The organism is Acinetobacter sp. SwsAc2 (assembly GCF_013391465.1).
GTDB classification, from domain to species: domain Bacteria; phylum Pseudomonadota; class Gammaproteobacteria; order Pseudomonadales; family Moraxellaceae; genus Acinetobacter; species Acinetobacter johnsonii.
In genome coordinates this window covers 16,142-41,796 of record NZ_JACBEZ010000030.1, presented here as the reverse complement: position 1 = coordinate 41,796, position 25,655 = coordinate 16,142, and the positions used below count along the sequence as shown (strand labels likewise).

Sequence of the window (25,655 nt, the reverse complement as noted above, 5' to 3'; positions counted from 1 at the left end):
TTCTTGACTCAAGCATTAATGCAGTACGATCTTCAAAGTTAAGATGATGGTATGACAATTTTATATACTCCATAAACCCTTTAAATTAATTAGGTGGTTTATGTCGCACTTCAAGTTTTACTCTGCCTGGATAACAACCTAAAATAGCATTTTTCATTTCTTCAGATAAAGTTACACCTAGGCTAGATAAACACAAAATTTCTGCTATCGATCCCTTAAGTATGTAATTACTGTTATATAGTACATCACCATATAACCAATTGATCTTAAAATTATTTTTTATCAGCATATGAACCAGTAATATTTACGTCAAAACATAAAATATGTGAAATACAACAGTTTCTAATTTCAATCTGATACTCAGTTTCTTGATTAGTTATATTATTAGTTTATCTGAGATTTATTTTAATGGTCAGCAACTTTCGTATGAAGTTGTTTTTGATGATCAAGACAATATTAAACGTATTCACCAGATCCAGAATAATCCAGATCTGGTGAAAGAATAAGAGAATAAAGCAATAGTGCTCGGACTATTGTTTTGCTAGTTCTTTTACAGGACTTCCGCCCAAAGCTTGCATTAGCGTGACATAAGCGTTGTATTGGCTTTGTTTGGTATTGACCAACGTTAAGCGCGCAGTACGCGTGGTTTCTTGTTGATCCAACAAGGTTTTTAAAGCCACAGCACCATAGCGATAACGCACTTGGGTCAAGCGTTCCACTTTTTCAGCAAGTTCCAAATTTCGCTGTTGCAATTGTACTTGTTGACTGAGTTCAGTTCGTGCTGACAATGCATTTTCCACATCGGCAAAGGCTTGGTACAAGGTTTGACGATATTGCACGATGGCTTTTTCATAGTCCAATTGACTAATCGCAAGGTCACGTTTCATGTCGTTATATTGCAAGAACGGCAGACTTAAACTTGCGCCTAAGGTTAGAGCTGGGTTCTTGAGCAATTGCGTTAGTGAGGTGCTGCTTGAACCAAGATTCCCAGTCAAACTGATCGAAGGATAATAGCTCGCCGTGGTGGCATCTTTGGTGGCTAAACTCTCACGTAAACGTAGTTCAGCCGCTTTTAAGTCTGGACGGCGCGACAAAATGTCCGCTGGTAAGCCCGCTGCGATATTTGGTAAAGCTAAGCGTGGTAAACGCTGTGGTTCATCAATACTCAACTGCTGTACAGGCATATGCAGTAACACGGCAATTGCGGTACGGGTCTCGACCAAACTTTGCTGAATTTGACTCAGACTGGCTTTTTGACTTTGTACTGACTGTTCAGCTTGAGTTAAGTCCAGTCCTGATACAGCCCCAGCTTGATACTGAACTTTAACCAAGTCATACAGTTTTTGTGAGGTGGCAAGGCTTTGCTCAGCCGTTGTACGACTTTCATTATAATAGGCCAACTGCCAATATAGCTTCGCGGTGGTGCCAATTAAGCTTTGAGCAGTGGCTTGTAAATCTTGCTCAGTCGCTAGTGCTTCCCATCTCTTTGCTTCAGTTTGACGGGCCAATTTACCAAATAAATCGACTTCATAACTTAAGCCAGCACCCAAAGACAGACCACTTGAGCTGTCATTGCCTGAGTTTAAGTCAAACTGATGGCCTGTAGACACCGTAGAGTTCACCCGTGGCTTTTGTTGATTCTCGGCGAGTTCTGCTTGTAAGCGCGCTTGTTTTAAGGTCATCCCTGCAACGGCCAAATCGGCATTTTTTGCTAGCACGGCATCGACCAGTTGATTGAGCTGTGCATCGCCAAATAACGTCCACCATTGATCGGCATACAGGGCTTGTTGGCGTTGTTGTGAGGTTGCTTTGTCGTATTGAAACTGAGTCGGCGTCTGTACTGCTGGTGCTTGATAAGGTGTTTTAACCACAGCTGCACAGCCAACCAACGTGCTGCCAAGCAGCATCGCGGTACAAAGGCGCGTTAATAAAAAAGGCATATTTTTTCCTTATTCTCTGGCAAGTGCTGCAACAGGGTCGAGTTTGGCTGCATTTTTTGCAGGCAAGAAACCAAACACCACACCAATTAAAGTCGAGCATACAAATGCGGCGATAATAGACGTGGTTGAGTAAGCAACCCCAAAATTACCCCCAGCAAATTTTTGAATGATTTGTCCTAGACCCAGCGAGAGCAACACGCCTAACACCCCACCAATCAGGCAGACTAAAATGGCTTCAATCAGGAACTGCTGCAAAATATCACTTTGACGCGCACCCACTGCCATCCGAACCCCAATTTCTTGCGTCCGTTCGGTCACTGAAACCAACATAATGTTCATTACACCAATACCGCCCACCACCAAAGAAATCACGGCAATTGCGGAAACCAGCAGAGTCATGGTACTGGTGGTCTTTTCAATGGTTTGGCGAATACTGTCACTGTTCATGGTGAACACATCTTGTTGACCATGACGCAAGGTGAGTAAGTTCACAATTGCGTTTTCAGCCGCGCTGGTGGAGTACTTATCGTTGATTTGCACCACGATATTACGCACATTACTTTGACCGAGCATACGACTCATGACCGTGGTGTAGGGCATATATACATTCAACGTATCATCGGAACCCATGGCACTGGTTTGCGGTTCGACGACACCAATAATGCGTGCAGGAACACTGCCCAAAAGTACGACTTGCCCAATTGGATTGCTACCATCACTAAAAAACTGTTTTTGTGTATTGGTGTCAATGACCACGTCTTGGGTGCGGTCACGGACGCTCCGCTGGTCAAAGGTTTGTCCATTTTTGAAGGTTAGGCCTTTCACTGTGAAATAATCGCCACCGACACCATTAATGGTGGCATTGGCTTCACTTTGTTGATAGCGAATGGTTTTAGATGAACTCACCATGGGACTGACCGCACTCACATACGGTTGGGTGGCGAGCGCTTCAGCATCGGCAGGAACAAGAGTTTTAAAGTTGGCCGTTTTGGAGTTATCACCAAAACCGCGCCCTTGGAACACCGTAATGGTGTTTGTACCTAAACTACTGATGTTACTTAAAATCTGCTGTTGTGACCCATTTCCTAAAGCCACCACTGTCACGACGGAGGCAATCCCGATAATAATGCCGAGCATGGTCAAAAAGGTTCGCATGCGGTGTGCATTCATGGACAAAAGTGCCATACGGAAGGCTTCACCTAAACGGTCGAGCAGGGAACGCCATGCGGAAACACTTTTATTTTTTTCTTGCTGGGCAGAAATCGCAGTTTCTGCATCAGGGTCGCTGTGTAGTTCAGTGTCATGCTCAGGTTGATTGACACGGTCTGCAATGATTTGCCCATCGCTGATCTCGATAATCCGCGAGGCATTTTTCGCCACTTGCATATCGTGGGTGACCAAAATAATGGTATGACCCGCGGCATTCAGCTCACGCAAAATACGCATCACTTCCACGCCACTATGCGAGTCTAGGGCACCTGTCGGTTCGTCAGCGAGAATGACATCACCGCCATTCATCAACGCACGTGCAATGGAGACACGTTGTTGCTGCCCCCCAGAAAGTTGACTTGGACGGTTTTGAGTTTTATTGCCCAGTCCCAATTCTGTCAGTAAAGCAGTGGCACGTTGTTTACGTGCATACGGTGTTGCACCTGCATAAACCGCAGGGACTTCAACATTACCTTCTGCGGTTAAGTCGCCTAAAAGGTGGTAACGCTGGAAAATAAAACCAAAATACTCACGACGTAATTCGGCCAATTGATCCGGTTCGAGTTTACCAGTTTCGCGACCATTGACCTGATAACTTCCTGAGGTTGGGCGGTCGAGACAACCCAAAATATTCATCAGGGTCGATTTACCTGAACCTGACTGGCCGACAATGGCAACCAATTCACCTTCGTAAATGGTCAGATCAATGCCTTTGAGAATTTGGACAGTACTTTCGCCAGCTGGAAACTCTCGCACCAAATTGCTGACTTCAAGCAAGGCTTTTTTGGTCATGCTTACATTCCCATTGGTGGACTGTTACGACGGCGATTGCTGCTATTGGCAGAAGCGGCAGTATTCTCCGAACTGTCTGCAATCACCACTTGATCGCCTTCTTTTAAGCCTGCAAGCACTTGTGCATTGACGCGGTTATTGATACCCACCAAAATTTGTTTGGGTTGAGCTGAGCCGTCCGCTTGTAAGACACGAACTACGCTCAGCGTAGCTTTGCCTTCTTTAACCAATTGTTGTTGTGCTGCATTTAAATTCAGACGTTCAAGACGTGGACCTTGTGGACGGTCTGAGTCCGATTTGCTTTGTGTCGATGACGCAGCTTGCGTATTTGAATCACTGTTACGCTTTGCATTTGCTGGACGAGTGGAAATTGCAGAAGAAGGGACTAATAACGCATTTTTTGCAGAATCGAGCACGATGTAGACTTGTGCAGTCATATCAATACGTAGCTTGCCGTCATGGTTGGGTACATCAAACAGCGCATTGTAGTAAATTGCAGTGCTGGTTGATGTACTGGTGGTACTTTCATCGGTAATCGAGTCTGGCGCGGGCTCAACTTGACGTAGGCTAGCATAACGCTTGCTGTCATCACCTAAAGTGGTGAAATACACCTGTTGGCCTTTTTCAACTTTCATAATGTCCGCTTCACTGACCTGCGCCTTAATGGTCATGTTTTGCAATTTTGCAATTTTAACAATGGTCGGCGCACTTTGATTGGCGTTTACCGTTTGACCTTCCTCAGTCACGATCGCCACCACAGTACCATCAGTCGGTGCCACAATGCGGGTATAACCGATATTGGTTTGTGCGGTCGACTTAGTCACCTTTGCAGATTCAATCTGTGCATCAATCGCTTTAATCTGTGCTTGCGCTGTTTTATAGCTGGCCTCAGCCGATTCTAATTCTGCTTTTGATGTGGCATCTTGCGCATACATTTGCTGTTGACGTTTATATGCCAGTTGCGCTTCGTTTAAGCTAGCTTCTTGTTGTAGGCGCTGCGCTTGCAAATTTTTAATGTTGGCTTCTGCTGTTTTGAAGCTATTTTCTTGGGTGGTTGAATCAATTTGCGCAATCAATTGACCTTGTTTAACTTCATCGCCCAGTTGCACATACATTTTCTGTACTTGACCTGAGACCTGTGCGCCGACACTCACCAGTTTGGTTGCATCTAAAGTACCTGTCGCCAATACCGTATTTTCAAGATCACCACGAGTGACCGATTCGCTAATATATTGTGGTTGTTCTTGTTTTGGTTTGAAATATGTCCACGCGACATAAGCAAGTACGGCAATACACAGTACCGCGATAACCATTTTGACAGCTTTTATTTTTTGCATTGGAATCAGGGAGTAAACAGAATTGCAGATAGTATAAAAGCGAAATACGGATAAATCGTGAATTTTTTGAACAAATAGAAATGATTATTATTTTAAAAAGACTCGTTGCGGTAATTTAAGCGGGAAAGAGTGACTTTCCACACAGCGTTGCAATGGCTTGCATCACGACATGTTCAGCATTTTCATGCCCCAAACCTTTAATCGAAGCATCAATGCGAAGCAGGAGACTGGGCCACGTTAAAAAGCACTGCGGGTTCAGTCGACGTAAGGCGTGTTGATAGACGCTGACTTTATTCTTCCAAATCCCCAGTTGTAGTGCATTTTGCGGTTGCTCAAACAGTTGCATGAGTAAACGCATTTCTTTGCTGATGCTCCATAAAATCAAACTGAGGGGTTCACCTGAGGCAATCAGGTATTGGTAAATTTTAATCGATTGCGCCAGATTGCCTTCGAGTAGAGCATCACTTAAATCGAAAGTACTATAGCGGGACTGATCTTGTAAGCAGGCATGTAAATGATCAATCTGAATCAGCTCAACCTCGGCAAAGGTGTCGCTGACACGCATTAAGCTATTTTTAGCTGCGAGTAAGTTGTGTTCATGGTGTTGTTCTAACCACTGCCATGCATCCTGACTCAGTTTAACCCCAAGCTTATCTGCTTCAATGCTTAAAATCTGCTGACGGTCACGCGGATAATTCGCGGTCAGGGCAACATGCACACCATTGGCTTCAACCGTTTGAAAAAAGCCCGTTTTTAGGCTAGCGCTGTCCTGTTTTGGCATCACCACCAAAAGCAAGTTCTGTTCATTGCTTTGGATATAGCTTTTTAGCAACTTTAAAGCGTTAGCATCGGGCTTAATATTGCCATGAACTTCAATGGCAAGCTGACTTGAAAATAAGGACAAGCTGTTGAGTGCATTAAAGACATTTTTCCAGTCATTGACATTGTTGATGTCATGCCGTTGTCGTTCAATCTCTTGCTTTTGCCAACTTGCTCGAAAGGCATCCAGTAAATTTTGCTCAAGCAATGGTTCTTGACCTTGCATAATCCACGCGCCGCGAGCTTCATCGACACGTTTTAAGGCTTGCAAATAGTCAAGTTTCATTGTTAATAAACCTTACTGCTGTGCAGGTGGTAGACGGTTCGATGAAATCTGACGCACAATTTGCTGCGCGACATCATCCACGATGACTTGATTCAAATAGTTTTTCTCTTGGTCATCGGTATTGACGGTTTCAACGTTGTATTGATAACTACGCGTTGCAACTACGGTGCGTGGTTCAGTGATTGGACGGCCTTGTGCGTCTTCAATACGGAAGGTGACATTGAGGCGTAGTAATACTTCAATCAGTTTACCGTTCAACTCTAAACGCTGCGGTTTATAATCTAGCACGCGAAGCACATAGGCATCTGAACCATTGCTCAACTGTACACCCGACGCACCCAAATAAATTGCCAATTTTTCATGCAGTTCATCGGTGTTTTTCGGAAGCACCAAATTCATTTTTGAATAAGCAATCGGTGTTGCGCTTGGATTGGTGCCTTTTAAATGAAAGCCACACCCGACCAAGCCAGCACTTAGGCCACAAGTTAAAACAATAGCTGCCAAACGTTTGCCTAAATGCATGTGTTGTCCTCTGTTTGCTCTTTTTGATAAAAGAAAAATAATATGTCGTGATTGTATGTGCAAAGCCCGTTGACTAGCAACGGGCTTTGTTTGGGAATTGTTTATTCCTTTTCGTTTCCCGCTCTTTTTGAAAGAGGTGAGAAGCAATGCTTCGCAAGGGAGATTTTCTAATAAAATCCCACCAAACCTCCCTTTATAAAAGGGAGGCTCAAAGGCCTTAAACCACCAAATTCACTAATTTATTTGGCACCACAATTTCTTTCTTGGTTGGACCTGTCAAGAATTGTTGAACTTCTGGCAATGCTTTAGCCAGTGCACGCAATTCATCTTTAGATGTATCGACAGACACTTCTAGTTTGCCACGCAGTTTACCATTCACTTGAACCACAATCGTTTGCGTATTACGTGTGAGTGCAGATTCGTCTACAGTCGGGAACAATACACTGGTTAAGTCCAGTCCAAATTCAGCCAATAAAGTCTGGCTTAAATGTGGTGCAAATGGCGCAAGTAAAGTTAAAAGCGTTGTAATCGATTCACGAGCAACCGCAACATCATTATCATTTTTCGCTTCAAACTTATTGTTCGCATTTAACAGTTCCATCATTGCTGCAATAGCCGTGTTAAAGGCATGGCGGCGTTCGATGTCATCACCCACTTTTTGAATGGTTTCATGCGTTTTACGACGTAAGTCTTGTGCTTCTGTAGACAGTTGAGCAGTATCAATTGCAGAGGCTGCATTACCTTTTTCAAGGAAGCTGGCAACCAAACGCCATACACGTTTCAAGAAACGGTTTGCGCCTTCCACACCTGCATCAGACCATTCAAGTGATTGATCTGGTGGAGCTGCAAACATCATGAACACACGTGCCGTATCTGCACCGTACTGATCAATAATAGCTTGTGGGTCGATACCATTATTTTTCGATTTCGACATTTTCTCTTGGCCGCCAACAATCACGTCCTGACCATCACCTTGGTATTTCGCAGACAGAATACGCCCTTTTTCATCACGTTCGAGGTCGATATCCGCAGGGTTAAACCAAGTTTTCTTGCCTGTTTCAGCTTCACGGTAATAAGTGTCTGCCAAAACCATACCTTGAGTTAACAGGTTGGTAAATGGTTCATTACCTTGTACTACACCTTCATCACGCATCAATTTGTGGAAGAAGCGTGCATAAAGTAAGTGCAGAATCGCGTGTTCAACACCACCGATGTATTGATTTACTGGAAGCCATGTTTGAGCAGCTTCAGGTTTAACTAAACCATCAGTAAAATCAGGAGATGCATAACGTGCATAGTACCAAGATGACTCTACAAAGGTATCTAAAGTATCGGTTTCACGACGTGCGTCGCCACCACAGCTTGGGCAAGTGGTTTGATAGAACTCAGGCATCTTGTTCAATGGGTTACCCGAGCCATCAGGTACGACATCAGTTGGTAAGACCACTGGAAGTTGCTCTTCAGGTACCGGAACCTGACCACATTTTTCACAGTTGATCATTGGAATTGGACAGCCCCAATAACGTTGACGCGATACACCCCAGTCACGTAAACGGAACTGAACTTTCGTACTTGCAAGAGTTGTTGGTTCTAATTTCGCAAGGAACGCATCATAAGCAGCTTGGAAGTCTAAACCGTCAAATTCAGCAGAATTGACCAATGTACCTTCTTTAGAGCCGTACCATTCTTGCCATTGTGCCGTATCAAAGTCTGCATCGTCTGCACCTTGAGCATCAATCACTTGTTTAATGGTTAAGCCGTATTTATTGGCAAATTCAAAATCACGTTCGTCGTGTGCAGGTACAGCCATCACTGCGCCAGAGCCATAAGACATCAACACGTAGTTGGCAATCCAAACAGGAATGTCTTCGCCAGTGACAGGATGCTTCACAGACAGACCTGTTGCCATGCCTTTCTTTTCAGCAGTGGCAAGGTCAGCTTCAGCCACAGAACCCATACGGCATTCTTCAATAAATGCTTTAAGTTCAGCATTATTTTCCGCAGCTTTCAGCGCCATTGGATGTTCTGCTGCAACTGCAACATAAGTCACACCCATTAAGGTGTCAGCACGTGTGGTGAATACAGTAAGGCCGTCTGCGTAAATTTCAGGATTCGCTGAAGGGAAGGTGATATCCATCCCTTGTGAACGACCAATCCAGTTACGTTGCATGGTCAAGACTTGTTGTGGCCAACCATCTTTTAAGGTATCTAAATCGTCTAATAATTCTTGCGCATAGTCGGTAATGCGGAAGTAATACATTGGAATATCACGTTTTTCAACCAATGCACCTGAACGCCAGCCACGACCATTTTCAACTTGTTCATTGGCCAGTACCGTCTGATCCACAGGATCCCAGTTTACTGTTGATAGTTTACGGTAAATAAGGCCTTTTTTATAAAGTTGCACGAACAACCACTGTTCCCAGCGGTAGTATTCAGGGGTGCACGTTGCAAATTCACGATCCCAATCGACTGAAAGACCTAATTTTTTTAATTGGTCACGCATATATGCGATGTTTTCAAAGGTCCATTTTGCAGGTGCAACTTGGTGTGCAATCGCCGCATTTTCAGCAGGTAAACCAAAAGCATCCCAACCCATCGGTTGCAGGACGGTTTCCCCTTTGAGACGGTGGAAACGGCTGATGACATCACCAATAGTGTAGTTACGCACATGACCCATATGCAGTTTGCCACTTGGATAAGGGAACATCGAGAGGATATAACGACGTGGACCTTCTACAGAGTCGGCAACTTTAAAGGCTTTACGAGCTTCCCAGTCTTGTTGGACGGTAGGTTCAATCGCGCTCGCTTGATATTCAGGGTCAATGTGAGTAGTCATATACGTATGTAGAACAATGGTTAAAAAGTTTGTTGCACAGCATAGCGCAAAATGCACCTAAAAGTGAATTTTGCGCTATGTTTTGTGCAGGAAATTAAACAAGCTGAAAATAAATCTGGAACCGTACGGAATGATTAAACCGCAGGGCGGACTTGTTGGCCTTGTTGAAGTGCTTCATTCGCTTCACGTCGTTGATTTTCTAACTCAACCGCTGGTGCTGGGGCAGCGCTTGGTACAGCATTGGAGGGAGCTGGTACGGTATTTGGCATATTGGCAGCTGGAGGTGATTCCGATGACGCAGCTTGTGGCGAATTTTTCCAACCATAGGTATCGACTTTGCCTTTTTTCTTTGCTGTTTTGGGTGGAGGTGTAGTGGTGTAATGTGTCGAGCCTTGGCTATCAACCCACTTATAATACGTCTTGGCAAAGCTTTGTGTACTGCCCATTGCAAGCCCCATCCCCACCAAACATACTGCCATTTTTGCAAACTGAATACTCATCTACCATTGTCCTTTTTATATCCGGAGTCATTGGATTTTATCGGGTTTATCGTTGTCGGTATTTTATGCCAATTTTAGAACAATAAGCAGTGTTTGATGCGTTTTTCATCTGAGTTTTTTGAAATATTTTGCAGGTCAAATCCTCAGTTTAAAGTGTGAAATATGCGCTATGACACAGTATGAAAATAAGAAGGTTGTGCTAAAACCTGATGTATAAATGCTGATCTAAATTTCAAACTGAAAAAATCTGAGATAGATGTTGGATTTAAATTTGGATGAATATCTTATTAAACTTATTTATGGGTTTTATTATGTTTTTTTATTAATAAATTCAGTGAAATAGAAATCTATTTGTTTTTGCACTAAAAAACCGAGAAAAAGCGACTCAGTTTTCTTTGTCCGTGATGAATAAAAAATAAACGCTCTGTAAATAAATAAAAAAAAGCTAATTTTTAAACTTGACTTTAGTCACGAAACTCCTAAAAATGCTGTCTTTAGTTTTATATGCCTTTACTCGATCACCCTTCGATAAAGTGTCATTTCATGCAATGGACACGCTTTCTAGCCGAGACCGTGAACAAAGTAAAAAAATGTGTTTATCCCAACACGTTTTAGATCTCATATTGCTCAAACAGCATACAGATCAGAATTTTTTCCTATTGCTATGAAAACTAAGAAATATGTGTGCTATAACAGTGCAGACAATCAATGAATGAAACACTGCTGGTGCCTTCCACCATTGCAGTGATAAAGATTAGGGTGAATCACGTTGGAACTTTTATCTGGTGGTGAAATGCTCGTTCGCGCATTGGCGGACGAAGGCGTTGAACATGTATTTGGATATCCAGGCGGCGCAGTTTTACATATCTACGACGCGTTCTTTCAACAAGACAAAATCAATCATTACCTCGTGCGCCATGAACAAGCTGCTGGTCATATGGCAGATGCTTACTCACGCGTAACAGGTAAGACGGGTGTGGTCCTCGTGACTTCAGGTCCGGGTGCAACCAATACTGTGACTCCAATTGCAACGGCTTATATGGACTCAATCCCAATGGTGATTTTGTCAGGTCAGGTTGCGTCACATTTAATTGGTGAAGATGCATTTCAAGAAACAGATATGGTCGGTATTTCTCGTCCGATCGTAAAACATAGTTTCCAAGTGCGCCATGCCAGCGAAATTCCTTCGATTATTAAGAAGGCATTTTATATTGCAGCTTCTGGTCGTCCGGGTCCAGTTGTGGTCGATATTCCAAAAGATGCAACCAATCCTGCTGAGAAATTTGCTTACGAATACCCAGAAAAAGTGAAGATGCGTTCGTATCAACCGCCGCATCGTGGTCACTCAGGTCAAATTCGTAAAGCGATTGAAGAGCTGATTCATGCTAAACGTCCTGTGATTTATTCAGGCGGTGGCGTGGTTCAGGGGAATGCTTCTGCACAGTTAACTGAACTGGCGCACATTTTGGGCTTCCCAGTCACCAATACCTTGATGGGGCTTGGTGCATTTCCAGGCAATGATCCGCAGTTTATTGGCATGTTGGGTATGCATGGTACCTATGAAGCCAATATGACCATGCACAATGCTGATGTGATTTTGTGTATCGGTGCGCGTTTCGATGACCGTGTGACCAATAATCCAGCAAAATTCTGTCCAAATGCCAAAGTGATTCATATTGATATCGACCCTGCGACGATTTCAAAAACCATCATGGCGCATATCCCGATCGTGGGTGCGGTAGAACCTGTTCTTCAGGAAATGTTGACACAGTTGAAACAAATGAATGTGTCTAAACCAAATCCTGAAGATATCGCTGCTTGGTGGGCGCAAATCAATGAATGGCGTAAAGTTCATGGCATGCGTTATGAGTCTGGTGCAAATGGCGTAATGAAACCACAACAAGTGGTGGAAGCGTTGGATAAAATCACCAATGGTGATGCGATCATTACTTCTGACGTAGGTCAGCATCAAATGTTTGGTGCGAACTATTATAAGTATAAACGTCCACGCCAATGGATTAACTCAGGTGGCCTAGGCACCATGGGTGTTGGTTTACCCTATGCGATGGCGGCGAAATTGGCTTTCCCTGACCAACAAGTGGTGTGTATCACAGGTGAAGCATCGATTCAGATGTGTATCCAAGAGCTTTCGACGTGTAAGCAATATGGCCTAAACGTAAAAATCCTCTGCTTGAATAACCAAGCTCTAGGGATGGTGAAGCAGTGGCAAGATATGAACTATGAAGGACGTCACTCAAGTTCTTATATCGATTCATTGCCTGACTTCCCTAAATTGATGGAAGCATATGGTCATGTTGGCATTCAAATTGACCATGCGGATGAGCTAGAGTCGAAGCTTGCTGAAGCAATGGCGATCAATGATAAATGTGTATTTATTAATGTGATGGTTGACCGTACAGAGCATGTTTATCCAATGCTTATTGCAGGTCAGTCAATGCAAGATATGTGGTTAGGTAAAGGGGAGCGCACGTCATGAGACACATTATCTCTGTACTTGTAGAAAACGAAGCTGGTGCGCTTTCTCGTTTGGTGGGTTTATTTTCTCAACGTGGTTATAACATTGAGACTTTAAATGTTGCACCAACCGAAGATCCAACCTTATCTCGTTTGACATTAACGACTTATGGCGATGACCATAAAATTGAACAAATCACCAAACAGCTCAACAAATTGGTTGAAGTGGTGAAAGTGGTTGATCTGTCTGAAGGTGCGCACATTGAGCGTGAGTTGATGTTGATTAAAGTCAAATCACTTGGCTCGGCACGTGCTGAAATCAAACGAACTGCGGACATTTTCCGTGCGCAAATTGTTGATGTCACCCCAACGACTTACACCATTCAAATCGCGGGTACGACTGAAAAAATTGATGGTTTTATTGATGCACTCGCAGAAAACACCATCCTTGAAGTTGTACGCTCAGGTGTTTCAGGCATCGCGCGTGGCGAAAAAGTTTTAACCATTTAATTCATTAACACGATTCAACCTCCTTTTGAGAAAGAGGGGGATTTCATCAAACAATAAACCCCTTGATGGAATTACAGAATACCAAGCATTTTAGCGGAGACAGCAATGCAAATTTTTTACGATAAAGACTGCGACTTATCTATCATCCAATCTAAGAAAGTAGCGATCATTGGTTACGGTTCACAAGGTCACGCACACGCGCTTAACCTTAAAGATTCTGGTGTAGACGTAACTGTAGGTCTACGTGCTGGTTCTACTTCTTGGAAAAAAGCTGAAAATTCAGGTCTTAAAGTTGCTGAAGTTCCTGCTGCAGTTGCTCAAGCTGACGTTGTCATGATCTTGACTCCAGATGAGTTCCAATCACAGCTTTATCGTGACGTGATTGAGCCAAACATCAAAGAAGGTGCAACATTAGCATTTGCTCATGGTTTCTCTGTTCTTTATAACCAAGTGGTTCCACGTGCTGATCTTGATGTAATCATGGTTGCACCAAAAGCACCAGGCCATACTGTACGTTCTGAATACCAACGTGGTTCGGGTGTTCCTGACTTAATCGCGATTCATCAAGATGCGTCTGGTAATGCACGTAACTTAGCACTTTCTTATGCTTCTGGTGTAGGTGGTGGTCGTACAGGTATCATCGAAACTTCTTTCCGTGAAGAAACTGAAACTGACTTGTTCGGTGAGCAAGCAGTTCTTTGTGGCGGTGCAGTAGAACTTGTGAAAATGGGCTTCGAAACTTTGGTAGAAGCAGGTTATGCACCTGAAATGGCTTACTTCGAATGCTTACACGAACTTAAGTTAATCGTTGACTTGATGTTTGAAGGTGGTATCGCGGACATGAACTATTCAGTGTCTAACAACGCTGAATATGGTGAATACGTAACTGGCGTTGAAGTCATCAACGAACAGTCTCGTGAAGCGATGCGTAATGCACTTAAACGTATTCAATCTGGTGAATACGCGAAGATGTTTATTAACGAAGGTGCGTTGAACTACCCATCAATGACTGCACGTCGTCGTCAAAACGCAGCGCATGGTATTGAAGTAACAGGTGGTAAGTTACGCGCGATGATGCCTTGGATTCAAGCAAACAAGATCGTCGATAAAGAAAAGAACTAAGGTTACGTTACGTGCCTTTAAAAAAGGGAAAGCAATGCTTTCCCTTTTTTTTCGTACCTTAGATTCAAGCGAACAAGATTGTAGATAAAGATAAGAACAATGATTTTATATAACTATGTCAGTTTTGAAGCTGGATTCAAGATTTTAGAAACAAGTACTTTGGGGTTTTCTCATTTAGAGGACTTTAATGATCCATTTGAAGGAACTGGTTTAGGGCTTTATGATTTAGATGTTTCCTTGTCAGTTGCAATCAATGCATTCCGCAATCGCTTTTCGAGAAAATATTGTATTTTGAGTCTAACTAGAACGGCTTTGAATCCACTGATGTGGTCGCATTATGCTGATAGCTACAAAGGAATGGTCATAGGTATTGATACTGAAAAAGCAGGCTCTGAAAATATTGATCAATATGTAATTCCAGCCCAGAAGGGCGAAGTTAGATATTTGAAAACAGTTCCTAAAGGTGTTAATGCAGCCAATATTGATAATTTACTTTCAATAGGTAATTCGAGCTTATTAAATTGGCAAGTGAATGAAAATCTTCTGAAGCATGGTTTCCTTTATAAAATGCAAGAATGGACATATGAGGAAGAAGTTCGAATTGTTAAAAATATCTCATCAGCGAATATCGGATATCATTATTCAACTCAAAGGGAGTTTGAGTTGAATGGTCAACTTTGGCATCGGGTGGAGCTTCTTACTAGACCAATATATACCACCAAAATTCCGAAAGAAGCATTTGTAGATGTGACCTTAGGTTTATCTACCTATCAGGAATTAAAGCGCTTACAAGAACGAGAGACACAGCAGTTTAACCCTGAAAAAGTGGAGCGGTTGGAAAAATTATTTGCATGGATTGGTTTGATGAACTTGCCAGTTTATCGAATTGAAAGGGATAACCAAGATTGGGCGCTGAAAAGAAAAGAGATGACTAGATAATTTTTAAAATATGCTGGTGGCCTATATTAAATCTGTCATGAATTTATCATCAAACTGTCAAACTCGACATCTATGCTAAGGGAAAATCAAGCAATAGGTGTCATATGTCTTACATATCCACTGCGGGCCTGCTAAAACAACAAGATTTTCCAGATAGTTTTAAGTTTTATTTTAAATTACACCAAAACAAAAACAGCATAGAAGAAATAAGTGTTTTAAAAGATCTGGTTCGCCCGCGGTTAAAAATAACCATCGTGACGGAAACATGGTCACCAGAAATCAATGGTGTTGCGAACTCTTTATTACAACTATGTAAAGGTTTGCAGAAACTGGGGCATCGTATTCAGCTCATCCGCCCAATACAAAAAACCATATGTACCGACTTTCAGGCAGAGCAGGAGTGTTTGGTCTGGGCAAAGAGCATTCCTAAATATGCTGACATGCAATTTGGTATGCCACAGTATGTTAAAGTCAGCAAAGCGATTGAGCGCTTCGCACCAGATGTGGTCCATATTGTGACGGAAGGTCCTCTAGGGCTGACTGCACTGTATGCAGCTCAAGCATATCAAATTCCAGTATCAAGTGGCTTTCATTCAACTTTTCATGATTTTAGTCGCTTCTTTGATTTGGCTTTGCTGGTCAAACCGATTGAAAGTTACCTTCGTTGGTTTCATAACCATACGGTGCTCACCTGTGTGCCGAGTCAAACGACGTTAAATCAACTGCAGGCCTTTGGAGTGACTTGTCCTTTGGTTGAGGTTGGACGAGGGGTCGATACAACTCGCTTCCATCCAGAGCATCGCTCAGAACAATTGCGTCAGCGTTGGCAAGCAGATGCAAATACTACGGTGCTGTTATATGTGGGACGTTTATCTCCAGAAAAAGAAGTCGATGTGCTCATTCAAAGTTATTTGAATATCAAGAAGCAGCAATCGCGCAAGTTGAAAATGGTGATTGTGGGGGATGGGCCAGATCGTAAGCGCTTAACCGAGATAGCAAATGGCTCAGATGTTATTTTTACGGGAAGCTTAACAGGGCAGTCACTCGCCCAAGCCTACGCTAGTGCAGATGCTTTTGTTTTTGCTAGTCAAATAGAGACTTTTGGTAATGTGGTACTCGAAGCCATGGCCAGTGGCTTACCTGTGGTGGCCTATAACTATGCGAGTCCGCAGCGTTATATCAAGCAAGGTATAACAGGGTGGTTGAGTCCTTTTGGACAAGTGGCACACTTTATGCAAACTATTATTCAGTTGCCAGAGCAAAAGGTGCTTAGATGTATGGGAACTCAAGCGCGTCAAGATATTGAAAGTGTAGGCTGGCAGTATCCTGTAAAACAGTTTGAGCAAGCCTTATATCACGCGGCAAATATTAAGGTAGCACTTTAACCAATAGCTGTTTTAAAAGTGTCAGTGATAAAGATGAGTTGGGTAATTTTGATGGGTTTTAATTTAAATCATTAAACTGTCAAAAACACCCTTTAATATGAGCTTAACGAGAAGCGATTTTGATGAATTAAATCGTCATATAACAATGATTTTCCAGCTGAACTTTCAACATTGTTGTTAAGGAGAAGTGGTATGAATCTTAAAACTGCAAAAATAAGAATATTAGATTTAGATTTAAAAGGCTGTGTCTATCTCAATCATTTTTCCCATTCGCATGCTGTAGCCAATTTTTTTAAACGGATCAGTCGATTGGGAGATGGTATCTTTTGGTACACCATGTTGGCTTTAACTTGGTTGTTGCAAGGATTGGTCTACAGTTTGCAAATCGTGTATTTGGTTCTTGGTTCATTGTGCGGGACTTTAATTTATAAAGTTTTAAAAATCAAAACTATTCGCCCAAGACCTTATCAAGTACATCAAGTGATTCGAATGGGTGAGCGACCGCTTGACCATTTTAGTTTTCCTTCTGGTCATACTTTACATGCGGTGATGGTCAGTACGTTATTGGGCTTTGTACAGCCAATTTTATTGGTGCTTATGTTGCCTTTTACTGTTCTGGTTGCTGCATCACGCATGATTTTAGGGCTGCATTATCCAAGTGATGTGTTGGTCGGAGCGGCTATAGGTGCGGTCGTAGCTGTCGCTTTAATTTGTAGTGCACCATTTTTAAATATCGTGTTGTAAAAAAGCCCAATTTTATCTCAAACAAACTAGCGCTTAAATTTCAGAGTTTGCTACAGTACAGCATCTTCTACATTGTGATGAGACTCCACCATGGGCTTACGTTGGTCAGACACTATTGATATTGCTATTGAGTTGTATGAAGCTCATCCAGATGTCGATCCGCAGTGGATTCGCTTTACAGACTTACATGCTTGGGTGTGTGCCTTACCAGACTTTTGTGATGATCCGACCAAGTCGACGGAAGGTTTGCTTGAAGCAATTCAAATGGCATGGATTGACGAAGCGCGATAATCCGTGCATCGAAAAAAGCAACTTTTTACAGAGTAAAAGCAGAAAATTGTGCATTATGTCGGTATAATGCGCCAAAATTTTCATGTCTACATTGACTTAAGGAGCCAATCATGGCTATTGAACGTACTTTATCTATCGTAAAACCAGACGCAGTTGCTAAAAACCACATCGGTGACATTTTTGCTCGTTTTGAAAAAGCTGGTCTTCAAATCGTTGCAACTAAAATGAAACACTTGACTCAAACTGAAGCTGAAGGTTTCTACGCAGAGCACAAAGAACGTGGTTTCTTTGCTGACCTAGTTGCGTTCATGACTTCTGGTCCAGTTGTTGTTTCAGTTCTTGAAGGCGAAAACGCAGTTCTTGCTCACCGCGAAATCCTTGGCGCAACTAACCCTAAAGAAGCTGCTCCAGGTACTATCCGCGCTGACTTCGCTGTAAGCATCGACGAAAATGCTGCTCACGGTTCTGACTCTGTAGCATCTGCTGATCGTGAAGTTAACTACTTCTTCGCTCAAACTGAGATTGCTCCACGTACTCGTTAATTCGAAGTATTCAAACCAGATAAGTGTTATTATACTTATCTGGTTTTTTTATTCCCTGAATAAATTTCTGCTCGTTTATTGAGCTTCTCCTTTCATCGTTAGACATGGTTTAGGTAATACACATGAGTACTGAAGTGGTCGCTGTCTCTACAGTTTCGGCTGAACAGCAACAATCTCCATCCGCTCCTGCACAGCAAAACTCTGTTGCCAAAGTGAACTTACTTGGCATGTCACGTCCGCAGCTTGAAAAATTCTTCGAAGATATGGGAGAAAAAAAGTTTCGCGCAGGACAGGTGATGAAATGGATTCATCAGTTTTTTGTGACTGATTTTGCTGAGATGACCAATATCTCAGGCAAGTTACGTGAAAAACTTGAAAAACTTTGTGAAATTAAAGCGCCAGAAGTGGTGCATAAAAATTATTCTAAAGATGGTACGCGTAAGTGGGTCTTTCGTGTCGGTGAGGGCGAAGGCTCTTTGGTTGAAACCGTATTGATTCCTGCTGAGCATCGCAGTGGTTTGCGCCGTACTTTATGTATTTCATCTCAAGTGGGCTGTGCACTGGATTGTTCATTCTGTTCAACCGGTAAACAAGGCTTTCAGCGCGATTTAAACCCAGATGAAATTATTGGTCAGTTATGGGTCGCAAACTATTCTTATATGGAAGATGTGCCTGTAGCTGAGCGTGAGCGCTCGGTGACCAACGTCGTAATGATGGGGATGGGCGAGCCATTACTGAACTATGATGCCGTATTGAGCTCAATGCGCATTATGCTAGACGATTTTGCTTATGGCATGTCTAAGCGCCGTGTGACCTTATCGACTTCAGGTGTGGTGCCGAAAATTGATCAATTGGCACAAGATATTGATGTTGCACTGGCAATCTCCCTACACGCGCCAAATGACGAACTGCGGAATGAATTGGTTCCAATCAATAAAAAATATCCATTGGCACAATTGATTGCAGCATGTCAGCGTTATATCGCCAAAGACGGTAATGAAAGTGCACGTAAGCATGTCACGATTGAATACGTGATGTTGGATGGGGTGAATGATCATCCTGAGCATGCGCAGCAGATGATTAAACTGTTGAAGAACTTACCAAGTAAAATTAATTTAATTCCATTTAATCCATTTCCACATGCACCTTATGGTCGTTCAAGTCGCAACCGCATTATTTCTTTCCAAAAAACTTTGTCTGATGCGGGATTTGTGTGTACGATTCGTCAAACGCGTGGTGATGATATTGATGCTGCCTGCGGACAATTGGTCGGTCAAGTGGCTGATCGAACACGTCGTGCTGAGCAGTGGAAAAAGAAAGTAGCAGAGAAAAACGAGATTCTACGTTCACAAGGATAATATAAGGGGATGCCAATTGAAAAAACCCGTTTCTAAACTTTACCTTGCGCTGACACTGGGTGTGTCGGTGTGGTACTTGGTGGGTTGCCAAACCGTGAATACGAAAGGTGACCCAAGTAAAGCAGTACAAGTTAGAACGCAATTGGCGGCTGAATATATTAAGTCGAATGATTACGATGCTGCGAAACGCACATTGGATCAGGCATTAGACATCGACTCTCGTGATGCATCTGCAAATATGATGATGGGCGTTTTGTTACAGCGTGAAGGCAGTCCACAAAATGTGGAAAAGGCAGAGCGTTATTTTAAGCATGCAATTGCGGCTGAGCCAAAAAATGCACAGGCTCGTAACAACTACGGTACGTATTTATATCAAATTGGGCGTTATAATGACGCGATTGATCAACTTCAAGTTGCAGGTTCAACTTTAGGGTATGATCAACGTTATCGAGCATTGGAAAATTTAGGTCGTGCGTATCTACAAGTAGGTCGAGTGGCGGAAGCAGAAGCTGCTTTTAAACAAGCCCTACAGGTAAACTCAGGTGCCTATCTTGCCATGATCGAAATGGCGGAAATTTCATATTTACGTCAGCAAAATGCTGAAGCTGCGCAGTACTATGAACAGTTTGTGCGAGCGGTTGGCGAGAAAAACTTAGATGCGCGTGCGCTTTGGATTGGGATCCGAATTGCGCGAGCAAATCATGACACGATGGGTTCGCAAGTACTGGTCAACCAGCTACGTGCATTGTATCCAGACAGTCAAGAATACAAACGTTATTTGCAATTACAGTACACTACTGAGGCCGTATGGAAGTAAATCCTAATTCACCACAATCGAATGGTTCTAGCAATGCTTTAGGAAATATCCAACGTCCGGGTGATTATCTTCGTCAAATTCGTATTACACAAAAACGTGAATTAAGCGACGTTGCCAAAGAGTTGAATATTCCACTCAAGACCTTAACTGCACTTGAGCAGGACGAATATACAGCACTTCCAGAAGCGACCTTCATTAAGGGTTACTATCGTACTTATGCGAAGTTCCTAAAAGTGGATGCTACTACGATTATTCAGCGTTTTGATGACATCTATGCCAATGATACGGGGCTATTGCCAAATCACGCATTGAATAATTCACCGATTAAAATCATGGGTAAATTACCTGGTTCTAACCGTGACCGTAACCGTAAATGGTTGAAACGTGGACTGATTGCGATTGTTGTAATTGCGATTTTGGCAGCGTTGTTCGGCATGATTCAAAATTGGTCAGGCAGTACAGATGAGGCTGCGACTCCGCAGATGGAATCTGATGTACAAATCATCAATATGAATGGTGCTGCTGCAACCACAGGGGATCAGTTGAAACTTGAGTTCAATCGTCCTACGTCTGTACATATTGTCGATTCAACTGGCAAAGTACTGGCAACAGGGCGTCAAGCCTCTACACTTGAGCTTGCTGGCGAGACACCTTTTCAAATTCGTATCGATGATGCCGCTGCTGTGTCACTCAGCTTAAATAATGAAAGTATTTCATTGTCACCATATACCGTCGGTGGAAAAGCAGATTTCCGCTTGTCACGTTAATGGGATCAAGGAAAAGCAATGATTGTAAATCCAATTAAACGCAAGCCTACTCGCAAGATTCGTGTAGGTTCAGTCTATGTCGGTGGCGATGCACCCATCAGCATTCAAAGTATGACCAATACTGAAACTTGTGATGTGGAAGCAACGCTAGCGCAAATTCAGCGCTGTGCAGATGTAGGTGCGGACATCATGCGTGTTTCTGTACCGACGATGGAAGCTGCAGAGGCTTTTGGTGAAATTCGTAAGCGTTCATCGGTGCCGTTGGTTGCAGATATTCATTTTGACTACAAGATTGCACTGCGTGTTGCGGACTTGGGTGCGGATTGTTTACGAATTAACCCAGGGAATATTGGCTCTGAAGCTAAAATCCGTGAAGTGGTGGCTGCAGCGCGCCATAACGATATTTCTATGCGTATTGGGGTGAATGCAGGTTCACTGGAAAAAGATATTCAAAAGAAATATGGTGAGCCAACAGGTCAGGCATTGCTTGAGTCGGCGATGCGTCATATTGATATTCTAGATCGTTTAGATTTCCACGAATTCAAAGTCTCAGTGAAAGCATCCAATGTGTTTTTAACCATGGATGCTTATCGCCTACTTTCACAGCAAATTGATAATCCGTTACACCTGGGTGTGACGGAAGCTGGAATTTACCGTACGGGTTCAGTGAAGTCTGCGATTGCATTGGGCGGTTTGTTGTTGGATGGCATTGGTGACACCATGCGTATTTCCTTGGCAGCGGAACCTGAAGAAGAGATTAAGATTGGTTTTGATATTTTAAAATCACTCAGTCTTCGCTCAAATGGCATTAACTTCATTGCTTGTCCAAGCTGTTCACGTCAAGAGTTTAACGTGATTTCAGTGATGCAAGCCTTAGAAGAGCGTTTAGAAGATATTCGTACCCCAATGGATGTGTCGGTGATTGGGTGTAAAGTGAATGGTCCGGGTGAAGCCAAAGAAGCCGATATTGGTGTAGTTGGTGCAAGTCCACGCTCACTGGTGTATCGTAATGGTGAAAAGAGCCATTTAATTGACACAAATCAGTTGGTTGACGAAATCGAAACGATGGTTCGTCAGCGTGTTTCAGAGCTTAAAGAAGCTAAATCTAAAGAGATCATCCGTAGTTCATCATGAGTTCAATTGTCGCAATCAAAGGTTTTAATGACATTCTTCCTACGCAAACACCAGCGTGGAGACGTCTTGAACAGCATCTCGCATCATTGATGGATGCGTATGGCTACCAGCAAATTCGTTTGCCTATTGTTGAACAAACCAATTTGTTCAAACGTTCAATTGGTGATGCAACGGATATCGTTGAAAAAGAAATGTACACCTTCTTGGACAAAGGTAATCCGCCTGAGTCTTTGACTTTGCGTCCTGAAGGAACAGCAGGCTGTGTACGCGCCATGCTGGAGCATAACTTGCTTCGAGGTGCGACGCCTCGTGTCTGGTATATCGGGCCGATGTTCCGTTATGAAAAGCCGCAAAAGGGTCGTTATCGTCAGTTCCACCAGTTCGGCGTGGAAACCTTTGGTGTCGCAACCCCAGATATGGATGCTGAGCTGATTTTGATGACGGCACGTCTGTGGAAACGCATGGGTGTGGCAGATAAAGTTCAACTTGAGTTGAACACTCTCGGTGAGTCTGATGAGCGTGCAGCTTATCGTGCGGCATTGGTGGAGTTCTTAGAATCACATAAAAATGATTTAGATGAAGATTCACAGCGTCGTTTAACCACCAACCCACTACGTATCCTTGACTCTAAAGATGCAAAAACCCAAGCCATTTTAGAAAATGCACCGAAGTTGCATGACTTTATGGGGGAAGAGACACTACACCACTTTGCCACTTTGCAGCAGTATTTAACCGATGCAGGTGTGAGCTTCGTGATTAACCAAAAGCTGGTGCGTGGCTTAGATTATTACAATAAAACTGTATTTGAGTGGACCACCACGCATTTAGGTTCACAAGGCACAGTCTGTGCGGGCGGTCGTTATGATGGCTTAGTGGGTCAGCTTAAAGGCAAAGCCGATCAGTCTGTACCTGCAGTTGGCTTTGCGATGGGTATGGAGCGTTTATTGTTGTTGCTTGAACAAGTGGAAGACGCTACACCTGTACGTGACTGCGAAATGTTTTTATTGGCAGATCCTGCTTCTCAAGGCAAAGCTTTGGTGCTTGCAGAACAAATTCGTAACCAGTTAGATGCTGCATCAAGTACGCTTCGTTTGAAAGTTGGTTCACATGGTTCAATGAAGTCGCAAATGAAAAAAGCGGATCAGTCTGGCGCATTGTTTGCCCTTATTTTGGGTGAGCGCGAGGTGGAAGCTGCACAGTTTGCCGTAAAAGAGTTGGCAACAGCTGAACAAACTTTGGTTGCGGTGGATGACATCGTGCCATTTATGATTGAAAAATTTTCTTCAAAATAAGCCAAAATATAAGGAAAGGGTAGTCACATGAGCGCATTAAGTGATGATGAGCAACTTGATAGTTTAAAGTCTTTCACTAAGAAATATGGTTCAGCCATTATTAGTGGGATTTTAATTGCGCTGATTGCCTTTTTTGGATGGCAATACTGGCAGAAGAAGGCTTTAGCCGAGAACCAAATGAACACGGCTAAAGTTCAGCAATTGATGGATGAAGCACGTGCAACGCAAGGTGATGCATTTACAGCCTTGTCTGCAACTGCGGACAAAATTGTGAAAGAGGCACCAGATTCGGCGCAGGCCATTCAAACGCAATTGTTGATGGCAAAATTGGCCTATGACAAAGCGGATTATGCTAGTGCTGAAAAAGCGTTGAAGAAAGTTGAAAACTCGAAAGTGGATGACGACGGCTTAATGCAAATTGTGAAATTGCGTTTAGCGTATGCACAATTGGCTCAAAAGAAGTTTGATGATGCGATTAAAAACCTTGCATTGGTAAAAGATCCTGCTTTTAAAGCGACAGCCGATGAAGCTTTGGGCGATGTCTATGTGGCTAAAAACGACATCGAAAATGCGAAAAAAGCCTATCAAAGTGCATGGGATCAGTTGGTTGAACGTAAACAAGAACGCCAAATTTTACAAATTAAACTCGAAAGTGTTGGTATTTTAGTTGATGATCCTGAAATCGAACGTCCACTTATAGAAACAGCAGCGGAAGAAACTGAATGAATAGAAAATACAAAATTTCGTGCGCATTAACCGTATTAACTTTGGCACTTGCGGGTTGCGCAAGTAGCGGAAAAGTAGAAGAAGTTAAGCCGAATCCACTTCCAAAACTGACGCAGGCGAAAACCCTGACTCCTGTATTTTCTCAAAGTGTGTCTTCAACTTCGACTGCTGATCCTTTACGTTTACGCCTTGATGCCGACAACGGTGTAGTTTTTGCGCTTGACCCTAAAGGTCTAGTGACGGCATATCAAGGTAAACAAAAACTATGGCAAAAAGAAGTATCTAAAGCCGGTTTGAGTTCAGGCGTTGAAGCTGCCGATGGTCATGTCATTGTAGGTAACGCCAAAGGTCAGTTGTTTGCTTTAGATCAGGCTACTGGCGAGCAAAAATGGACAGCACAATTAACGGGTGCACTTCTTGCGCCATCGTTGATTCAAGCTGGTCGTGTCATTTCTGTAAGTAATGATGGCACTGTTTTTGCGCATGATTTGGCAACAGGTCAGCAAGTGTGGACTTATAACTTACCAAATGTACAACTTAGCTTACGTGGTAATGCAGCGCCTGTTCCTGTTGATGCGCGTACAGTGCTGATTTCTTCAGCTAATGCCTATGTTTATGCTTTAGATGTGCTTACAGGCGTGCCACGTATGCAGCGCCGTGTGGCTGTGTCGGATGGTCGTTCCGATATTCAACGTTTGAATGATGTTGATGGTGATCCTGTAGTAGCAGGCCAGTACTTGATTACGACCAGCTATCAAGGTCAAGTGACCATGACAGATTTGGCTTCACAGCAGGTGGTGTGGAGTGAAGACTCAAGCAGTACGCAGCGCCCTGAAGTGGTGGGTAATGGTGTATTTGTGGCGCAAACTGACGGCAAGTTAGTGGCTTATGAAATTAGCACGGGTCAAAAGCTTTGGGAAAATGACAGCCTGCTGAACCGCCAATTGAGTAATCCTGTGATGTTGGGCCAAGACTTGATTGTCGGTGATCTAGATGGCGTATTGCACATGCTGAACCCTGCGACAGGTGAATTGATCGGTCGTGCGAAGACGTCTGGTGAAGTGCGTACTTTACGTGTGATTGATGATCAACTCTATGTTGCAACACGAAAGGGTGCATTAAGCATTTGGCAGAATCGTTAATTCTGTTCGACTTATGTTAAACTAGTCGAAATTCGTATTTTTTAAAATTCCTCGGGGTGTTTGCTTAGTCAAAACCCCGAGTTTTTATTCAGGTTTTTCACCTAATTTTTCTTCCAGTTTCTGATGTTCAGACCAGTCTCACTGGCTGATCTTGAATAAAGGTTAAT

Annotated in this window: 22 protein-coding genes; 15 read left to right on the top strand and 7 right to left on the bottom strand. The window is 43.1% G+C overall.

The genetic code is table 11. The features are described from left to right. Positions 1-530: 530 nt before the first annotated feature. From HYI04_RS12935 to HYI04_RS12905, 7 genes are all read right to left on the bottom strand, one after another. Positions 531-1,940, bottom strand: a complete 1,410-nt coding sequence (locus HYI04_RS12935; protein ID WP_178896236.1) for an efflux transporter outer membrane subunit — start codon at positions 1,938-1,940, stop codon at positions 531-533. Between the two features lie 9 nt (positions 1,941-1,949). Next, a complete protein-coding gene (locus HYI04_RS12930; RefSeq protein WP_078388513.1) occupies positions 1,950-3,941 on the bottom strand; it encodes a MacB family efflux pump subunit in 1,992 nt (663 codons plus the stop codon). Positions 3,942-3,943: 2 nt separating this feature from the next. After that, on the bottom strand, positions 3,944-5,278 hold the full coding sequence (locus HYI04_RS12925; RefSeq protein WP_178896235.1) for a MacA family efflux pump subunit: 1,335 nt from the start codon (positions 5,276-5,278) through the stop codon (positions 3,944-3,946). Positions 5,279-5,393: 115 nt separating this feature from the next. Continuing rightward, a complete protein-coding gene (holA, locus tag HYI04_RS12920; RefSeq protein WP_004983481.1) occupies positions 5,394-6,383 on the bottom strand; it encodes a DNA polymerase III subunit delta in 990 nt (329 codons plus the stop codon). A 12-nt stretch (positions 6,384-6,395) separates the two neighbouring features. Continuing rightward, positions 6,396-6,905, bottom strand: coding sequence for an LPS assembly lipoprotein LptE (gene lptE, locus HYI04_RS12915; RefSeq protein ID WP_178896234.1), 510 nt, complete (start codon positions 6,903-6,905; stop codon positions 6,396-6,398). Between the two features lie 217 nt (positions 6,906-7,122). Next, positions 7,123-9,744 (bottom strand): leucine--tRNA ligase, encoded by a 2,622-nt coding sequence (gene leuS / locus HYI04_RS12910; RefSeq protein WP_178896233.1) that lies wholly within the window; start codon positions 9,742-9,744, stop codon positions 7,123-7,125. A 134-nt stretch (positions 9,745-9,878) separates the two neighbouring features. After that, a complete protein-coding gene (locus HYI04_RS12905; protein ID WP_372239177.1) occupies positions 9,879-10,223 on the bottom strand; it encodes a DUF4124 domain-containing protein in 345 nt (114 codons plus the stop codon). A gap of 790 nt (positions 10,224-11,013) precedes the next feature. On the opposite strand from HYI04_RS12905, the gene HYI04_RS12900 reads away from it, so the two are divergent. The 15 genes from HYI04_RS12900 (at position 11,014) to bamB (ending at position 25,488) form a co-directional block, all read left to right on the top strand. Beyond that, complete coding sequence (locus tag HYI04_RS12900; RefSeq protein ID WP_148825479.1) at positions 11,014-12,741, top strand: acetolactate synthase 3 large subunit; 1,728 nt, start codon at positions 11,014-11,016, stop codon at positions 12,739-12,741. After that, a complete protein-coding gene (gene ilvN, locus HYI04_RS12895) occupies positions 12,738-13,229 on the top strand; it encodes an acetolactate synthase small subunit (RefSeq protein ID WP_004697653.1) in 492 nt (163 codons plus the stop codon). Before HYI04_RS12900 ends, ilvN begins: the two co-directional genes overlap by 4 nt. Before the next feature lie 105 nt (positions 13,230-13,334). Continuing rightward, positions 13,335-14,351: a ketol-acid reductoisomerase gene (gene ilvC / locus HYI04_RS12890; protein WP_004983494.1), complete on the top strand. Its 1,017-nt coding sequence runs from the start codon at positions 13,335-13,337 to the stop codon at positions 14,349-14,351. 99 nt (positions 14,352-14,450) lie between these two features. Further along, positions 14,451-15,290 (top strand): DUF2971 domain-containing protein, encoded by an 840-nt coding sequence (locus HYI04_RS12885; RefSeq protein WP_178896231.1) that lies wholly within the window; start codon positions 14,451-14,453, stop codon positions 15,288-15,290. 104 nt (positions 15,291-15,394) lie between these two features. Then, positions 15,395-16,675, top strand: coding sequence for a glycosyltransferase family 1 protein (locus HYI04_RS12880; protein WP_178896230.1), 1,281 nt, complete (start codon positions 15,395-15,397; stop codon positions 16,673-16,675). Between the two features lie 192 nt (positions 16,676-16,867). Continuing rightward, positions 16,868-17,419 (top strand): phosphatase PAP2 family protein, encoded by a 552-nt coding sequence (locus tag HYI04_RS12875; protein ID WP_004697666.1) that lies wholly within the window; start codon positions 16,868-16,870, stop codon positions 17,417-17,419. A 90-nt stretch (positions 17,420-17,509) separates the two neighbouring features. Continuing rightward, positions 17,510-17,710, top strand: coding sequence for a Fe-S cluster assembly protein IscX (gene iscX, locus HYI04_RS12870; RefSeq protein WP_178896229.1), 201 nt, complete (start codon positions 17,510-17,512; stop codon positions 17,708-17,710). Positions 17,711-17,820: 110 nt separating this feature from the next. Continuing rightward, entirely contained in the window at positions 17,821-18,252 is a 432-nt protein-coding gene (gene ndk, locus HYI04_RS12865) for a nucleoside-diphosphate kinase (RefSeq protein WP_004983508.1), read from the top strand. Between the two features lie 122 nt (positions 18,253-18,374). Further along, a complete protein-coding gene (gene rlmN / locus HYI04_RS12860) occupies positions 18,375-19,610 on the top strand; it encodes a 23S rRNA (adenine(2503)-C(2))-methyltransferase RlmN (protein ID WP_004697671.1) in 1,236 nt (411 codons plus the stop codon). Between the two features lie 16 nt (positions 19,611-19,626). Beyond that, positions 19,627-20,427 (top strand): type IV pilus biogenesis/stability protein PilW, encoded by an 801-nt coding sequence (gene pilW, locus HYI04_RS12855; RefSeq protein ID WP_159153267.1) that lies wholly within the window; start codon positions 19,627-19,629, stop codon positions 20,425-20,427. After that, positions 20,418-21,194 carry a helix-turn-helix domain-containing protein gene (locus HYI04_RS12850; protein WP_130235008.1) on the top strand — a complete coding sequence of 259 codons (777 nt, stop codon included), beginning with the start codon at positions 20,418-20,420 and terminating at the stop codon, positions 21,192-21,194. Before pilW ends, HYI04_RS12850 begins: the two co-directional genes overlap by 10 nt. An 18-nt stretch (positions 21,195-21,212) precedes the next feature. After that, positions 21,213-22,328: a flavodoxin-dependent (E)-4-hydroxy-3-methylbut-2-enyl-diphosphate synthase gene (gene ispG, locus HYI04_RS12845; protein WP_159153266.1), complete on the top strand. Its 1,116-nt coding sequence runs from the start codon at positions 21,213-21,215 to the stop codon at positions 22,326-22,328. Beyond that, entirely contained in the window at positions 22,325-23,620 is a 1,296-nt protein-coding gene (hisS, locus tag HYI04_RS12840; protein WP_178896228.1) for a histidine--tRNA ligase, read from the top strand. The genes ispG and hisS overlap by 4 nt, the downstream gene beginning before the upstream one ends. Before the next feature lie 27 nt (positions 23,621-23,647). Then, the gene (locus tag HYI04_RS12835) at positions 23,648-24,346 is read left to right on the top strand and encodes a tetratricopeptide repeat protein (RefSeq protein WP_159153264.1); all 699 of its coding nucleotides are present in this window, start codon (positions 23,648-23,650) and stop codon (positions 24,344-24,346) included. Continuing rightward, on the top strand, positions 24,343-25,488 hold the full coding sequence (gene bamB, locus HYI04_RS12830) for an outer membrane protein assembly factor BamB (protein ID WP_078388498.1): 1,146 nt from the start codon (positions 24,343-24,345) through the stop codon (positions 25,486-25,488). The genes HYI04_RS12835 and bamB overlap by 4 nt, the downstream gene beginning before the upstream one ends. The last annotated feature ends 167 nt before the right edge of the window (positions 25,489-25,655 follow it).

What these genes read in the sequence shown, in the direction of transcription:
- HYI04_RS12935 (WP_178896236.1), bottom strand. Translation starts at nt 1,940, where the DNA reads ATGCCTTTTTTATTAACGCGCCTTTGTACCGCGATGCTGCTTGGCAGC.
- HYI04_RS12930 (WP_078388513.1), bottom strand. Translation starts at nt 3,941, where the DNA reads ATGACCAAAAAAGCCTTGCTTGAAGTCAGCAATTTGGTGCGAGAGTTT.
- HYI04_RS12925 (WP_178896235.1), bottom strand. Translation starts at nt 5,278, where the DNA reads ATGCAAAAAATAAAAGCTGTCAAAATGGTTATCGCGGTACTGTGTATT.
- holA (WP_004983481.1), bottom strand. Translation starts at nt 6,383, where the DNA reads ATGAAACTTGACTATTTGCAAGCCTTAAAACGTGTCGATGAAGCTCGC.
- lptE (WP_178896234.1), bottom strand. Translation starts at nt 6,905, where the DNA reads ATGCATTTAGGCAAACGTTTGGCAGCTATTGTTTTAACTTGTGGCCTA.
- leuS (WP_178896233.1), bottom strand. Translation starts at nt 9,744, where the DNA reads ATGACTACTCACATTGACCCTGAATATCAAGCGAGCGCGATTGAACCT.
- HYI04_RS12905 (WP_372239177.1), bottom strand. Translation starts at nt 10,223, where the DNA reads ATGGCAGTATGTTTGGTGGGGATGGGGCTTGCAATGGGCAGTACACAA.
- ilvN (WP_004697653.1), top strand. Translation starts at nt 12,738, where the DNA reads ATGAGACACATTATCTCTGTACTTGTAGAAAACGAAGCTGGTGCGCTT.
- ilvC (WP_004983494.1), top strand. Translation starts at nt 13,335, where the DNA reads ATGCAAATTTTTTACGATAAAGACTGCGACTTATCTATCATCCAATCT.
- HYI04_RS12885 (WP_178896231.1), top strand. Translation starts at nt 14,451, where the DNA reads ATGATTTTATATAACTATGTCAGTTTTGAAGCTGGATTCAAGATTTTA.
- HYI04_RS12880 (WP_178896230.1), top strand. Translation starts at nt 15,395, where the DNA reads ATGTCTTACATATCCACTGCGGGCCTGCTAAAACAACAAGATTTTCCA.
- HYI04_RS12875 (WP_004697666.1), top strand. Translation starts at nt 16,868, where the DNA reads ATGAATCTTAAAACTGCAAAAATAAGAATATTAGATTTAGATTTAAAA.
- iscX (WP_178896229.1), top strand. Translation starts at nt 17,510, where the DNA reads ATGGGCTTACGTTGGTCAGACACTATTGATATTGCTATTGAGTTGTAT.
- ndk (WP_004983508.1), top strand. Translation starts at nt 17,821, where the DNA reads ATGGCTATTGAACGTACTTTATCTATCGTAAAACCAGACGCAGTTGCT.
- rlmN (WP_004697671.1), top strand. Translation starts at nt 18,375, where the DNA reads ATGAGTACTGAAGTGGTCGCTGTCTCTACAGTTTCGGCTGAACAGCAA.
- HYI04_RS12850 (WP_130235008.1), top strand. Translation starts at nt 20,418, where the DNA reads ATGGAAGTAAATCCTAATTCACCACAATCGAATGGTTCTAGCAATGCT.
- ispG (WP_159153266.1), top strand. Translation starts at nt 21,213, where the DNA reads ATGATTGTAAATCCAATTAAACGCAAGCCTACTCGCAAGATTCGTGTA.
- hisS (WP_178896228.1), top strand. Translation starts at nt 22,325, where the DNA reads ATGAGTTCAATTGTCGCAATCAAAGGTTTTAATGACATTCTTCCTACG.
- HYI04_RS12835 (WP_159153264.1), top strand. Translation starts at nt 23,648, where the DNA reads ATGAGCGCATTAAGTGATGATGAGCAACTTGATAGTTTAAAGTCTTTC.
- bamB (WP_078388498.1), top strand. Translation starts at nt 24,343, where the DNA reads ATGAATAGAAAATACAAAATTTCGTGCGCATTAACCGTATTAACTTTG.